At 63.1% G+C, this 14,838-nt stretch carries 9 protein-coding genes; 2 read left to right on the forward strand and 7 right to left on the reverse strand.

Annotated features, from left to right (window positions below; translation table 11 throughout):
• Nucleotides 1-23 precede the first annotated feature (23 nt).
• The 7 genes from SMD14_RS14540 to rpoB all read right to left on the reverse strand — a co-directional run bounded on the left by SMD14_RS14540 (nt 24) and on the right by rpoB (nt 12,657).
• Nucleotides 24-149, reverse strand: a complete 126-nt coding sequence (locus SMD14_RS14540) for a hypothetical protein (RefSeq protein ID WP_255428758.1) — start codon at nt 147-149, stop codon at nt 24-26.
• Between the two features lie 101 nt (nt 150-250).
• Complete coding sequence (gene tuf / locus SMD14_RS14545) at nt 251-1,441, reverse strand: elongation factor Tu (RefSeq protein ID WP_104998637.1); 1,191 nt, start codon at nt 1,439-1,441, stop codon at nt 251-253.
• A 264-nt stretch (nt 1,442-1,705) separates the two neighbouring features.
• The gene (fusA, locus tag SMD14_RS14550) at nt 1,706-3,820 is read right to left on the reverse strand and encodes an elongation factor G (RefSeq protein WP_321214080.1); all 2,115 of its coding nucleotides are present in this window, start codon (nt 3,818-3,820) and stop codon (nt 1,706-1,708) included.
• A 68-nt stretch (nt 3,821-3,888) separates the two neighbouring features.
• The gene (gene rpsG, locus SMD14_RS14555; RefSeq protein ID WP_026531948.1) at nt 3,889-4,359 is read right to left on the reverse strand and encodes a 30S ribosomal protein S7; all 471 of its coding nucleotides are present in this window, start codon (nt 4,357-4,359) and stop codon (nt 3,889-3,891) included.
• A gap of 1 nt (nt 4,360) precedes the next feature.
• Nucleotides 4,361-4,735 (reverse strand): 30S ribosomal protein S12, encoded by a 375-nt coding sequence (gene rpsL, locus SMD14_RS14560; protein WP_009358312.1) that lies wholly within the window; start codon nt 4,733-4,735, stop codon nt 4,361-4,363.
• Nucleotides 4,736-5,129: 394 nt separating this feature from the next.
• Nucleotides 5,130-9,029 carry a DNA-directed RNA polymerase subunit beta' gene (locus SMD14_RS14565; RefSeq protein ID WP_157241603.1) on the reverse strand — a complete coding sequence of 1,300 codons (3,900 nt, stop codon included), beginning with the start codon at nt 9,027-9,029 and terminating at the stop codon, nt 5,130-5,132.
• A gap of 118 nt (nt 9,030-9,147) precedes the next feature.
• A complete protein-coding gene (gene rpoB, locus SMD14_RS14570; RefSeq protein WP_157241602.1) occupies nt 9,148-12,657 on the reverse strand; it encodes a DNA-directed RNA polymerase subunit beta in 3,510 nt (1,169 codons plus the stop codon).
• A 462-nt stretch (nt 12,658-13,119) separates the two neighbouring features.
• On the opposite strand from rpoB, the gene SMD14_RS14575 reads away from it, so the two are divergent.
• Complete coding sequence (locus tag SMD14_RS14575; protein WP_157243022.1) at nt 13,120-14,319, forward strand: acetyl-CoA C-acetyltransferase; 1,200 nt, start codon at nt 13,120-13,122, stop codon at nt 14,317-14,319.
• The gene (locus tag SMD14_RS14580; protein ID WP_157241601.1) at nt 14,319-14,816 is read left to right on the forward strand and encodes an aminoacyl-tRNA deacylase; all 498 of its coding nucleotides are present in this window, start codon (nt 14,319-14,321) and stop codon (nt 14,814-14,816) included. The genes SMD14_RS14575 and SMD14_RS14580 overlap by 1 nt, the downstream gene beginning before the upstream one ends.
• Nucleotides 14,817-14,838: the final 22 nt, after the last annotated feature.

Consider the following 14,838-nt stretch of genomic DNA (forward strand, 5'->3'; position numbering starts at 1 on the left):
CCCGGCGGGGGCGCCGTGAGCAGCTACAGCTCCTTGTTAGCCCTGTTGATGCGCTTCGCGCGGTCGATCTCGTGGCGGAAATACCGCCTGGCCCAAAACACACCGGCCACGACGGCAACCGCGATGATCAGGAAAATTAGCCAGCCCATGGTGAACTCCTTTCGGTCCAGCAACAGTATCAGGGCCGCGTTAACCGAAAAGAACAGCCCCGCTGCAGTAGCAGCGGGGCTGTTCTTCAGTTCAACAAGAATTACTTGATGATCTTGGTAACGCGTCCTGAACCAACGGTGCGGCCGCCTTCGCGGATTGCGAAGCCGAGGCCCTCTTCCATTGCGATCGGCTGGATGAGCGCAACGGTCATCTCAGTGTTGTCGCCGGGCATAACCATTTCCGTGCCCTCGGGCAGGGTGATAACGCCGGTTACGTCCGTGGTACGGAAGTAGAACTGCGGGCGGTAGTTGGAGTAGAACGGGTTGTGACGCCCGCCTTCGTCCTTGGAGAGGATGTAGACGTTAGCCTCGAAGTCGGTGTGCGGGGTGATGGAACCCGGCTTGACGACAACCTGGCCACGCTCGACATCGTCGCGCTTCAGACCGCGGAGCAGGAGGCCACAGTTCTCGCCGGCCCATGCTTCGTCGAGCTGCTTGTGGAACATCTCGATACCGGTAACCGTGGTCTTCTGGACCGGACGGATGCCGACGATCTCGACCTCGGAGTTGATGGCGAGGGTTCCACGCTCGGCGCGGCCCGTAACAACGGTGCCACGGCCGGTGATGGTGAAGACGTCCTCGATCGGCATCAGGAAGGGCTTGTCGCGGTCGCGGATGGGGTCCGGAACGGACTCGTCCACAGCAGCCATCAGGTCCTCAACGGACTTGACCCACTCGGGGTCGCCTTCCAGGGCCTTGAGGCCTGAAACGCGGACAACCGGTGCTTCGTCGCCATCGAAGCCCTGCGAGCTGAGGAGCTCACGAACTTCCATTTCAACGAGGTCCAGCAGTTCCTCATCGTCAACCATGTCAGCCTTGTTCAGGGCGACCAGCAGGTAGGGAACACCAACCTGGCGGGCGAGCAGAACGTGCTCGCGGGTCTGAGCCATGGGGCCATCGGTAGCAGCAACCACGAGGATTGCGCCGTCCATCTGGGCAGCACCGGTGATCATGTTCTTGATGTAGTCAGCGTGACCGGGAGCGTCTACGTGTGCGTAGTGGCGCTTCTCGGTCTGGTACTCCACGTGGGAGATGTTGATGGTAATACCGCGCTGACGCTCTTCGGGAGCAGAGTCGATCGACGCGAAGTCGCGCTTCTCGTTGAGATCCGGGTACTTGTCGTACAGCACCTTGGAAATGGCGGCCGTCAACGTCGTCTTACCGTGGTCAACGTGACCAATGGTGCCGATGTTAACGTGCGGCTTAGTCCGCTCGAACTTTGCCTTTGCCACAGGTTCCTCCTAGAACGTTTTCAAATGACGTACCCTTCAGCCGCGCTTGTCGCGGCGGAAACTCAGGTAAGTCTACTTGGGGGGCTTTGGATTGGTGAAATTGCAGATTCAGGAACTAATACTAGTGCCTTGAGCCTGTTCGTGCAGATGGCCGGGACCCGGCTTGACCGGATGAATCCGACCGGCCCGGCCACCTGCACCGGCTGCGCTGACCGCTTCCGGCAGGCGCACCCGAGGTTGTTCGCTTAGAAAAGTCCCAGGGGACTATTCGCCGCGGCTCTTCTGGATGATCTCGTCGGCAACAGCCTTCGGGACCTCGGCGTAGCTGTTGAACGTCATGGAGTACACAGCACGGCCCTGGGTCTTGGAGCGCAGGTCACCGATGTAGCCGAACATGCCGGACAGCGGGACGTGCGCACGGATGACCTTGACGCCCTGTGCATCTTCCATGGACTGCATCTGGCCACGGCGGGAGTTGAGGTCACCAATAACTTCACCCATGTATTCCTCAGGGGTGCGGACCTCGACATCCATCAGCGGTTCGAGCAGGACAGGGTTCGCCTTGCGTGCAGCTTCCTTGAAAGCCATACGGCCGGCGATCTTGAACGCCATTTCCGAGGAGTCGACATCGTGGTAGGCGCCGTCAATCAGCGTTGCCTTGATGCCAACAACCGGGTAGCCGGCCAGGACGCCGTCGTTCAGCGCATCCTGGATACCAGCGTCAACCGACGGGATGTACTCGCGGGGAACGCGGCCACCGGTGACCTTGTTCTCGAACTCGTACAGCTCGCCCTCGGCAGTGTCCAGCGGCTCGATCGCAATCTGGATCTTTGCGAACTGGCCCGAACCACCGGTCTGCTTCTTGTGCGTGTAGTCGTGACGCTCCACAGCACGCTTGATGGTTTCGCGGTAGGCGACCTGCGGCTTGCCCACGTTGGCTTCGACCTTGAACTCGCGGCGCATGCGGTCCACCAGGATGTCCAGGTGGAGCTCGCCCATGCCGGCGATGATGGTCTGGCCGGTGTCTTCGTTGAGGGACACCTGGAAGGTGGGGTCCTCAGCGGAGAGCTTCTGGATGGCCGTGGAGAGCTTCTCCTGGTCACCCTTGGTGTTCGGCTCGATGGCAACCGAGATCACGGGCTCCGGGAAGCTCATGGACTCGAGGACGATCTGGTTCGCGGAGTCACACAGGGTGTCGCCCGTGGTGGTGTCCTTCAGGCCAATGGCTGCGTAGATGTGGCCGGCGGTAGCGCCCTCAACGGGCATTTCCTTGTTGGCGTGCATCTGGAACAGCTTGCCGATGCGCTCTTTCTTGCCCTTGGTGGAGTTAACCACCTGCGCGCCTGCTTCCACGTGACCGGAGTACACGCGGATGAAGGTCAGCTGGCCGAAGAACGGGTGGGCCGCAATCTTGAACGCGAGAGCGGAGAACGGCTCTTCGGAGGAAGGCTTGCGGGTCAGTTCCTTCTCTTCGTCGCGAGGATCGTGGCCGATCATCGGGGGGACGTCGAGCGGGTTCGGCAGGTAGTCCACGACTGCATCGAGCATGGGCTGGACGCCACGGTTCTTGAATGCGGAACCGCAGAAGATCGGGTACAGCTCGGAGTTGATCGTCATCTTGCGGATGCCGGCCTTGAGCTCATCGATCGAGATCTCTTCGCCCTCAAGGTACTTCTCCATGAGTTCTTCGGAGGACTCGGCGACGGTCTCAACGAGGTTCGCGCGGTACTCGTCAGCCTTTGCCTGGAGGTCGGCCGGGATCTCGCGGATTTCGTACTTGGCACCCATGGTCACGTCGCCCTTGGCATCGCCGGGCCACACGAGGGCGCGCATGTAGAGCAGGTCCACAACGCCGATGAAGTCGTTCTCTGCACCGATCGGCAGCTGCATGACCAGCGGCTTGGCGCCGAGGCGGCTGATGATGGTGTCTACGGTGAAGTAGAAGTCGGCACCGAGCTTGTCCATCTTGTTGACGAAGCAGATGCGGGGAACGTTGTACTTGTCAGCCTGGCGCCAAACGGTCTCAGACTGGGGCTCAACGCCTTCCTTGCCATCGAAGACGGCAACGGCACCATCGAGGACGCGCAGGGAGCGCTCAACCTCTACGGTGAAGTCAACGTGGCCGGGGGTGTCGATGATGTTGATCTGGTTGTTTTCCCAGAAGCAGGTCACGGCGGCAGACGTGATGGTGATGCCGCGTTCCTTTTCCTGTTCCATCCAGTCAGTGGTCGAAGCGCCGTCGTGCGTTTCGCCGATCTTGTGGTTCACACCCGTGTAGAACAGGATGCGCTCGGTGGTGGTGGTCTTGCCGGCATCAATGTGGGCCATGATGCCGATGTTGCGGACCTTACTAAGGTCGGTAAGCACGTCCTGTGCCACGGGGTCTCCTTTTGGGATTGACTACGCGTTCGCCGCCGGCTCGGTTGAGCCGGCGGCGCCCGGGAGTATTACCAGCGGTAGTGTGCGAAGGCCTTGTTGGACTCGGCCATCTTGTGGGTGTCTTCGCGACGCTTCACAGCGGCACCGAGACCGTTGGATGCATCCAGGATTTCGTTCTGGAGGCGCTCGGTCATCGTCTTTTCGCGGCGGGCCTTGGAGTAGCCAACCAGCCAACGCAGGGCGAGGGCGGTGGAGCGGCCCGGCTTGACCTCGACCGGAACCTGGTAGGTTGCGCCACCAACACGGCGGGAGCGGACCTCGAGGGAAGGCTTGACGTTGTCCATGGCCTTCTTGAGGGCTGCTACGGGGTCGCCGCCGGACTTGGCACGGGCGCCTTCGAGGGCACCGTAGACGATGCGCTCTGCAGTGGACTTCTTGCCGTCAACGAGCACCTTGTTGATGAGCTGGGTGACCAGCGGGGAGCCGTAAACGGGATCTAGTACGAGCGGCCGCTTGGGGGCCGGACCCTTGCGAGGCATATTACTTCTTCTCCATCTTTGCGCCGTAGCGGCTGCGTGCCTGCTTACGGTTCTTGACACCCTGGGTATCGAGGGCACCACGGACGATCTTGTAGCGGACACCCGGAAGGTCCTTCACACGACCACCGCGAACGAGCACAATGGAGTGCTCCTGCAGGTTGTGGCCAACACCGGGGATGTAAGCGGTAACTTCCACGCCGCCGTTGAGGCGCACACGTGCCACCTTACGCAGAGCCGAGTTCGGCTTCTTCGGGGTGGTGGTGTAGACGCGGGTGCAGACACCGCGGCGCATGGGGCTGCCCTTAAGCGCGGGAGCCTTGGTCTTTGAGACCTTAGGCGTGCGGCCCTTGCGGACCAGCTGGTTAATCGTAGGCACTCTCGTGTTCTCCGTTTTATCCGGAGTGGCCGCTTCCGGCCACTCTCCTTTGCGTTGCCCCGCCGCCCGGGCCTTGAAGAAGTTCTCCATGGCGGCGAAGGCGAAGCCTTAATAGTCGGATCGCATCCATAGGAACTGACTTACGTCTTCAATGGCCCCTAGGCATGCAAAAATGTGGCATACGTTGCACAAGAACCCTGCAAACCGGAAACGTCGCTCTGGTTCAGCCTTTCAGCTGGTACCGGCGCACTCATCCACTGCCACAATAACAATTGGTAACAAGTCTAGCATGGACGGCCCGTACCCCTTAATCAGGGCCATGCCGCCCCAACGGGAAGGCCCCGTCCCCGCGGTGCGGGGACGGGGCCTTCCATCAATCAGCGGGACTGCCGCTTTAGCGGAAGTCGTTGCCCAGGTCGTAGTCATCCAGCGGGATGGCGTGGAACTCGGGAGCTCCATCCCCGCCCAGGGTGTCGTACGAGAAGTCACTGAAGGCGCTGGGGCCGGTGAACAGGTTGGCCTTTGCTTCCTCAGTGGGCTCCACGGTGACCTCGGTGTAGCGCGGGAGGCCCGTGCCGGCCGGGATCAGCTTACCGATGATGACGTTCTCCTTGAGGCCCAGCAGCGGATCGCTCTTTCCTTCCATGGCCGCCTGCGTCAGGACGCGGGTGGTCTCCTGGAAGGAAGCTGCGGACAGCCAGGACTCGGTGGCCAGCGACGCCTTGGTGATGCCCATGAGCTCAGGACGTCCGGATGCCGGAGTCTTGCCCTCGGACACAACGCGGCGGTTGGCATCTTCGAAGCGGCTGCGCTCGGCGAGCTCGCCGGGCAGCAGGTCCGACTCGCCGGACTCGATGACCGTGACGCGGCGCAGCATCTGGCGGACGATAACCTCGACGTGCTTGTCGTGGATACCGATGCCCTGGCTGCGGTACACGCCCTGGACCTCGTCCACCAGGAACTTCTGTGCCGCACGCGGACCCATGATGCGCAGGACCTGCTTGGGATCCACCGGTCCGTTGATTAGCTTCTGGCCGACGGTGACGTGGTCGCCATCCTCGATCAGCAGGCGTGAACGGCGCAGGACCGGGTAGGCGATCTCTTCGGTTCCGTCATCGGGGGTGATGACCAGGCGCATCTGGCGCTCGGACTCTTCGATGGTGATGCGGCCGGCTGCTTCGGCAATCGGTGCAACACCCTTCGGAGTACGGGCTTCGAAGAGCTCCTGGATACGGGGCAGACCCTGGGTGATGTCGTCGCCGCCGCTGGCGGAGACTGCACCACCGGTGTGGAACGTACGCATGGTCAGCTGGGTACCGGGCTCACCGATGGACTGTGCGGCGATGATGCCCACGGCCTCGCCGATGTCCACGGTCTTGCCGGTTGCCAGTGAACGGCCGTAGCACAGGGCACAGGTTCCGACGCTGGACTCACAGGTGAGTACGGAGCGGACCTTGACCTCGGTGATGCCTGCCTTGAACAGCTCGTCGATGACCACGTCGCCGCAGTCGGTGCCGGCCGCCGCAAGGACCTTGCCCTCGGAATCCACGACGTCGACGGCGAGGGTACGTGCGTAGGCACTGTTCTCGACGTTCTCGTCCAGGACCAGCTCGCCGTTGGAATCGGCGACGGCGATGGGCGTGACCAGGCCACGCTCGGTGCCGCAGTCTTCTTCGCGGACGATGACGTCCTGGGACACGTCCACAAGGCGACGGGTCAGGTAACCCGAGTTTGCGGTACGCAGAGCGGTGTCAGCCAGGCCCTTACGGGCACCGTGCGTGGCGATGAAGTACTCCAGCACCGACAGGCCCTCGCGGTAGGAGGACTTGATGGGGCGCGGGATGATTTCACCCTTAGGGTTGGCCACCAGGCCACGGATACCCGCGATCTGGCGGACCTGCATCCAGTTACCACGTGCACCGGAGGACACCATGCGGTTGATGGTGTTCATCGGTGACAGGCTGTCGCGCATTGCCTGGGCGATCTCGTTGGTTGCCTTGTTCCAGATTTCGATCAGTTCCTGGCGACGCTCGTCGTCGTCAATCAGGCCCTTGTCGTACTGGCCCTGGATCTTGGCGGCGCGTTCCTCGTAACCGGCGAGGATCGCAGGCTTTGCGGCCGGAACCTCGATGTCCGAGATGGCGACGGTAACGCCCGAGCGGGTGGCCCAGTAGAAACCGGCATCCTTGAGGTTGTCCAGCGTTGCCGCGGTGACGACCTTCGGGTAGCGCTCGGCGAGGTCGTTGACGATGCGGGACAGTTCGCCCTTGTCGGCAACAGCCTCGACCCACGGGTAGTCCTCGGGCAGCGTCTCGTTGAAGAGAACCTGGCCCAGGGAGGTCTGGACGAGTGCCGGCTGACCCGGCTCCCAGCCCTCCGGAGCTTCCCAGCCTGCGTACGGCACGAAGCCTTCGAGGCGGATCTTGACCTGCGAGTTAAGGTGCAGCTCGCGGGCGTCGAACGCCATGATGGCCTCTGCGACCGAGCCGAAGATGCGGCCTTCACCGGCCGAACCCTTCCGCTTGGTGGTCAGGTGGTAGAGGCCGATGATCATATCCTGCGACGGCAGGGTGACCGGGCGTCCGTCAGAGGGCTTCAGGATGTTGTTGGAGGACAGCATCAGGATGCGGGCTTCAGCCTGGGCTTCGGGGCTCAGCGGCAGGTGGACTGCCATCTGGTCGCCGTCGAAGTCGGCGTTGAAGGCGCCACAAACCAGCGGGTGGAGCTGGATTGCCTTGCCTTCAACAAGCTGCGGTTCGAAGGCCTGGATGCCGAGGCGGTGCAGGGTAGGTGCACGGTTGAGCAGCACCGGGTGTTCGGTGATGATCTCTTCCAGCACGTCCCAGACCTGCGGGCGGTAACGCTCAACCATTCGCTTGGCCGACTTGATGTTCTGGGCGTGGTTGAGGTCAACCAGGCGCTTCATCACGAACGGCTTGAAGAGCTCCAGCGCCATCTGCTTGGGCAGGCCGCACTGGTGCAGCTTCAGCTGCGGGCCGACGACGATGACCGAACGGCCCGAGTAGTCGACGCGCTTGCCCAGGAGGTTCTGGCGGAAACGGCCCTGCTTGCCCTTGAGCATGTCGCTCAGGGACTTCAGCGGACGGTTGCCCGGTCCGGTGACCGGACGGCCGCGGCGGCCGTTGTCGAAGAGGCTGTCAACAGCTTCCTGAAGCATGCGCTTCTCGTTGTTGACGATGATCTCCGGAGCACCCAGGTCAAGCAGGCGCTTGAGGCGGTTGTTGCGGTTGATCACGCGGCGGTACAGGTCGTTGAGGTCGGAGGTCGCGAAGCGGCCACCGTCCAGCTGGACCATGGGGCGCAGTTCCGGCGGGATCACCGGAACGGCGTCGAGGACCATGCCAAGCGGGCTGTTGTTGGTGGTCAGGAACGCGTTGACCACCTTCAGGCGCTTCAGGGCGCGGGTCTTGCGCTGGCCCTTGCCGTTGGCGATGATGTCGCGCAGCAGGTCAGATTCAGCCTGCATGTCGAAGCTCTCAAGACGCTTCTTGATGGCTTCGGCACCCATGGAGCCTTCGAAGTACATGCCGTAGCGGTCGCGCAGCTCGCGGTACAGGCCTTCGTCACCCTCAAGGTCAGCGACCTTCAGGTTCTTGAAGCGGTCCCAGACCTGCTCGAGGCGCTCGATGTCGGCGTCGGCACGCTTGCGCACGTTGGCCATCTGGCGGTCGGCGGAGTCGCGGGCCTTCTTCTTGTCGGCAGCCTTCGCGCCTTCGCCTTCGAGGCGGGCGATTTCGCCTTCGAGGTCGCGGGCGATCGCCGCGATGTCGGAGTCGCGGTTGTCGATGAGCTGCTTCTTCTCGATGTCGTGCTCAACCTGCAGGTTGGGCAGTTCCTCGTGGCGGGCGGCTTCATCAACGCTGGTGATCATGTAGGCAGCGAAGTAGATGACCTTTTCGAGGTCCTTCGGCGCCAGGTCAAGGAGGTAGCCCAGGCGTGAGGGAACACCCTTGAAGTACCAGATGTGCGTGACCGGGGCGGCCAGCTCGATGTGGCCCATGCGTTCGCGGCGGACCTTTGCGCGGGTGACTTCAACGCCACACCGCTCACAGATGATGCCCTTGAAGCGCACGCGCTTGTACTTACCGCAGTAGCATTCCCAGTCCCGGGAGGGGCCGAAGATCTTCTCGCAGAAGAGGCCGTCCTTCTCGGGCTTGAGCGTGCGGTAGTTGATGGTTTCCGGCTTCTTAACCTCGCCGTAAGACCAGCCGCGGATGTCTTCCGCGGTGGCGAGGCCGATCTGCATGAGGCCGAAGGAGGATTCGCTGGACATATGGTCCCTGTTCTCTCTTGTTCTCTAAATTCTGAAGTCTTGGGTTACGGAAAGAGGGAGGTGAGGTACCGGAAAAGGCAGCGCGGGTGGCGCGCTGCTTTCCCGGTACGCCCGCCTGCTAAACCTCTTCTACGGAACTGGGCTCTGCACGGGACAGATCGATACCCAGTTCCTCCGCAGCCGTGAAGACTGCGTCATCAGAGTCACGCATTTCAATTGTGGTTCCGTCCGTGGAGAGGACTTCCACGTTCAGGCACAGCGACTGCATTTCCTTGATCAAGACCTTGAAGGACTCGGGAACACCCGGCTCGGGGATGTTCTCGCCCTTGACGATGGCTTCGTAGACCTTCACGCGACCATGGATGTCGTCAGACTTGATCGTGAGAAGCTCCTGGAGCGTGTAGGCGGCGCCGTAAGCTTCGAGCGCCCACACTTCCATTTCACCGAAGCGCTGGCCACCGAACTGTGCCTTACCACCCAGCGGCTGCTGCGTGATCATGGAGTACGGGCCGGTGGAGCGCGCGTGGATCTTGTCGTCCACCAGGTGGTGGAGCTTCAGGATGTACATGTAGCCGACCGAGATCGGATCCGGGAACGGCTCGCCGGAGCGGCCGTCGAACAGGCGGGTCTTGCCGGAGGAGTTGATCAGGCGTTCGCCGTCACGCGTCACGTTGGTGGAGTCCAGCAGGCCCGTGATTTCCTCTTCGCGGGCGCCGTCGAACACCGGCGTTGCAACAGTGGTCTGGCCACTCTCGCGCGGCAGGTTCGGCAGCTGCTTGACCCACTCAGGCTCGCCTTCGATCTTCCAACCGGTCTTGGCAACCCAGCCGAGGTGCGTTTCGAGCACCTGGCCGACGTTCATACGGCCCGGAACACCCAGCGGGTTCAGGACGATATCAACGGGGGTGCCGTCGGCAAGGAAGGGCATGTCCTCAACGGGGAGGATCTTGGAGATGACACCCTTGTTGCCGTGGCGGCCGGCGAGCTTGTCGCCGTCGGTGATCTTGCGCTTGGCAGCGACATAGACGCGGACCAGCTGGTTCACGCCCGGGGGCAGCTCGTCGTCGTTGTCGCGGTCGAAGACGCGAACGCCGATGACGGTGCCGGACTCGCCGTGGGGAACCTTCAGGGAGGTGTCGCGGACTTCGCGCGACTTCTCACCAAAGATGGCGCGCAGCAGGCGCTCTTCCGGGGTCAGTTCGGTTTCACCCTTCGGGGTGACCTTTCCGACCAGGATGTCCCCTGCTTCAACCTCGGCACCGATGTGGATGATGCCGCGCTCGTCCAGGCCCGCCAGGACTTCCTCGGACACGTTGGGGATGTCACGGGTGATTTCCTCGGCACCAAGCTTGGTGTCGCGGGCATCGATCTCGTGCTCCTCGATGTGGATGGAGGAAAGGACGTCCTCGGCAACAATGCGCTGCGAGAGGATGATGGCGTCCTCGAAGTTATGGCCTTCCCATGACATGAATGCCACGAGCAGGTTCTTGCCGAGGGCGAGCTCGCCCTGGTCCGTTGCCGGGCCGTCGGCGATGATGCCGCCAACTTCCAGGCGCTGGCCTTCATTCACCAGGACACGGTGGTTGTAGCAGTTGCCCTGGTTGGAGCGGGCGAACTTGTTGATGCGGTAGTTGGTCTCGGTGCCGTCGTCGTTGAGCATGATGACGAGCTCGGCGGAAACCTCGGTGACCACGCCGGCCTTCTTCGCGATGACAACGTCACCGGCGTCGACGGCTGCGGCGCGTTCCATGCCGGTGCCCACGAAGGGGGCCTCGGAACGGACCAGCGGCACGGCCTGGCGCTGCATGTTGGCACCCATGAGTGCACGGTTGGCATCGTCATGCTCGAGGAACGGGATCAGGGCGGTAGCCACGGACACCATCTGGCGCGGGGAAACGTCCATGAACTCGACGTCGGCGGCGGGAACGAGGACAGGCTCGCCTCCACCACCGCGGGCACGGACCAGGACGGTGTCTTCGGCGAACTTCTTGTTCTCGTCCAGCGGCGCGTTGGCCTGGGCGATCAGCACCTCGGCCTCGTCGTCGGCGGTCAGGTACTGGACGTCGTCGGAAACGACGCCGTCCTTGACCAGGCGGTACGGGGTCTCGATGAAGCCGAACGGGTTGATGCGTCCGTAGGAAGCCAGCGAACCGATCAGGCCAATGTTCGGGCCTTCAGGAGTTTCGATGGGGCACATACGTCCGTAGTGGGACGGGTGCACGTCACGGACTTCCATGCCGGCACGGTCACGGGACAGACCGCCGGGGCCAAGCGCGGACAGGCGGCGCTTGTGGGTCAGGCCCGAGAGCGGGTTGTTCTGGTCCATGAACTGCGAGAGCTGGGAGGTTCCGAAGAACTCCTTGATCGCGGCGACCACGGGGCGGATGTTGATCAGGGTCTGCGGCGTGATGGCCTCGACGTCCTGGGTGGTCATACGCTCGCGGACCACGCGCTCCATGCGGGACAGGCCGGTGCGGACCTGGTTCTCGATGAGCTCGCCGACGGCGCGGATGCGGCGGTTGCCGAAGTGGTCGATGTCGTCGATTTCGACGCGCAGGTCCACTTCCTGGCCGTCACGGGTGCCCTTGATGGTCTTCTCGCCGGCGTGCAGCGCGACGAGGAACTTGATCATGGCAACGATGTCTTCAACGTGCAGGACCGAAGCTTCCTTGTCGCCAAGGGAGCGGTCGATGCCAAGCTTGCGGTTGATCTTGTAGCGGCCAACCTTGGCCAGATCGTAGCGCTTGGAGTTGAAGTACAGGTTGTCCAGCAGGGACTGGGCAGCCTCGACGGTGGGCGGCTCGCCCGGTCGCAGCTTCCGGTAGATGTCCAGCAACGCGTCTTCGCGGGTTTCGGTGGCGTCCTTCTCCAGGGTTGCCCGCATGGAGTCGTACTGGCCGAACTCTTCGAGGATCTGGCCTTCGGTCCAGCCGAGGGCCTTCAGCAGGACCGTGACGGACTGCTTGCGCTTGCGGTCGAGGCGGACGCCGACCTGGTCGCGCTTGTCGATTTCGAGCTCGAACCAGGCGCCGCGGGACGGGATGATCTTCGCGGTGAAGATGTCCTTGTCGCTGGTCTTGTCGGCGGCGCGCTCGAAGTAGGCGCCCGGGGAACGGACCAGCTGGGAGACGACGACACGCTCGGTGCCGTTGACGACGAAGGTGCCCTTCTCGGTCATCAGCGGGAAGTCACCCATGAACACGGTCTGCTGCTTGATTTCGCCCGTGTTGTTGTTCATGAACTCGGCCTTGACGTACAGCGGAGCCGAGTACGTAGCGTCCCGGTCCTTGCACTCGGCCATGGTGTACTTGGGGTCAGCGAACTCCGGATCGGAGAAGCTCAGGGACATGGTGCCCTGGAAGTCCTCGATCGGGGAGATCTCTTCGAAGATGTCCGACAGGCCGGACGTGGTGGCGACGCTGAGATCGTTTTCTTCGACAGCCTTTGCCACGCGTGCCTGCCAGCGCTCATTTCCGACCAGCCAGTCGAAGCTGTCCGTCTGGAGGGCAAGCAGATTCGGAACGTCAAGAGGTTCGTGAATCTTTGCGAATGAGAGCCGGCGAGTGGCACCATCAGTGCTGTCGGCGGTGTTAGCGGTTTCGTTATTAGAGGTGCTCGAGGCGACCAAGAGGGATCCTTCCACAGACCTTCAGGCGTTTTCAGATCTCCCCCGCTGTGCACCCTGCGGAATGCTCCGCAGTGCTACCATCCGGTTCCGCTATATGACCCGGGGCCGGTGCTGACCATGCTGTGACGTTGTTGACGGCACGTTGATTGTCAGCTGCCAGGCAAAGCCCACCGCTATATGAAGGCTGAAGGTAAACAGGGAAGACGCAAATATCTACGATACGGCAAAATAACCTACATGTCTACCCCACATCCGGCGGGATTGCAAGCACCGGATTTCCGCCCGACTCCCTGGCGACGTTGAAGAGGCTTCCTGAACAGGCTTCCCAAGGCGCCGCCCGCGTTCCGGAATGCAACTTGCTTTGCGGAATGCACCTGGCGGGACAGGCGTTTGAATAGTTAGGTGACCAGGGTCACGGTACCCTTGGTGGCCTACACCGAAAACGGACCGGAAGAGATAACCATGGGCAACTCTCCTGACAACACTGACGTTGTCATACTCGCAGCAGCGCGCACACCGCAGGGCCGGCTCAACGGGCAGCTTGCAAGCTTCACCGCGGTGGAGCTCGGCGCCCGCGCCATCAAGGCTGCCCTGGAAGCCAGTGGCGTGGACGCCGCTGACGTGGACGCCGTCATCATGGGACAGGTGCTGCAGGCGGGCGCCGGCCAGAACCCCGCCCGGCAAAGCTCCATCGGCGCCGGCATCGGCTGGGACGTCCCTGCCGTGACCGTCAACAAGGTGTGCCTGTCCGGGCTCACCGCGGTGATTGACGCCGCCCGCCTGATCCGGGCCGGGGAGGCGGACGTTGTGGTGGCCGGCGGCCAGGAATCCATGACCCGCGCCCCGCACCTGCTGCCCGGTTCCAGGCAGGGGTGGACGTACGGCTCGATCCAGGCATTGGACGCCGCCGCCCACGATGGCCTCACCGACGCCTTCGACGGCCAGTCCATGGGCCTCTCCACCGAGACCCGCAACCTGGCACTGGGGATCGACCGGACCTCCCAGGACAACGTCGCTGCGCAGTCCCACCAGCGTGCCGCGCTGGCTGCCAAGAATGGAACGTTCGACGACGAGATCGTCCCGGTCAGCGTGAAGCAGCGCAAGGGGGACCCCATCGTCGTGTCCACTGACGAGGGGGTTCGGCCCAACACGTCTGTGGATTCCCTTGCCGGCCTGCGCGCCGCCTTTGTCACGGACGGGACCATCACCGCCGGCAACTCATCTCCCCTGTCCGACGGGGCCGCCGCCCTGGTGCTGGCCTCCCGCGGCTATGCGGAGAAACACGGCCTTGAGTACCTCGCTGTCGTTGGGAAGCCCGGGCAGGTGGCAGGACCGGACAACTCACTGCACTCCCAGCCCTCCAACGCCATCCGGAACGCGCTGGCACGGGCGGGATGGACCACTGCTGACCTCGACTTCATCGAAATCAACGAAGCCTTCGGATCGGTGGCGGTGCAGTCGCTCAAGGACCTGGACTACCCGCTTGAGAAGTGCAATATCCACGGCGGGGCCATTGCGCTGGGCCACCCCATCGGGGCCTCCGGCGCGCGCCTGGCCGTGCATGCCGCACATGAACTCAAGCGCCGCGGAACAGGCAAGGCGGCGGTGTCCCTGTGCGGCGGCGGCGGGCAGGGCGAAGCGCTCCTGCTGTACCGCGACTGATGGCGGACGAAGTTGTGAAAGACGCGGACGGCGTCGGACATGGACGCTTCCTGGCCGACGCCGCCGCCCGCGGCCTGCAGGTGGACATCGTCGAAAGGCCCGCCGCCAAAAGCCTCGAGGAAGCGGCGGCGATCCTGGGAATCACGCCGGCGGACATCGTGAAGTCGCTGGTGGTCAAGCACAAGGACGGCTCGTTCCTGTTTGCGCTGATTCCCGGCGACCGGCAGATCTCGTGGCCGAAGCTGCGGACCCTGGTGGGCGTCAACAAGCTGTCGCTGCCGCCCGCGGACGCGGCCCTGGATGCAACCGGCTATGAACGCGGCACCATCACCCCGCTGGGCAGCACCAAGAGCTGGCCGGTCTATGCGGACTCCACCGTTACCGGACGCAGGATCTCGATGGGCGCAGGCGCCCACGGCTACAGCGCTTTCGTGGATGCGGACGCCCTGACCGCAGCACTGGGTGCCGTCGTCGCGGACATCAGCGACCCGGCCTGACCGCGGCTGGGAACGCAAAAGC

It is taken from the genome of Pseudarthrobacter oxydans (genome assembly GCF_034258515.1).
GTDB lineage: Bacteria > Actinomycetota > Actinomycetes > Actinomycetales > Micrococcaceae > Arthrobacter.

Excerpts from the sequence above, each read along its gene's own strand:
- SMD14_RS14540 (WP_255428758.1), bottom strand. The coding sequence starts at position 149 with ATGGGCTGGCTAATTTTCCTGATCATCGCGGTTGCCGTCGTGGCCGGT.
- rpsG (WP_026531948.1), bottom strand. The coding sequence starts at position 4,359 with ATGCCTCGCAAGGGTCCGGCCCCCAAGCGGCCGCTCGTACTAGATCCC.
- SMD14_RS14565 (WP_157241603.1), bottom strand. The coding sequence starts at position 9,029 with ATGTCCAGCGAATCCTCCTTCGGCCTCATGCAGATCGGCCTCGCCACC.
- SMD14_RS14575 (WP_157243022.1), top strand. The coding sequence starts at position 13,120 with ATGGGCAACTCTCCTGACAACACTGACGTTGTCATACTCGCAGCAGCG.
- SMD14_RS14580 (WP_157241601.1), top strand. The coding sequence starts at position 14,319 with ATGGCGGACGAAGTTGTGAAAGACGCGGACGGCGTCGGACATGGACGC.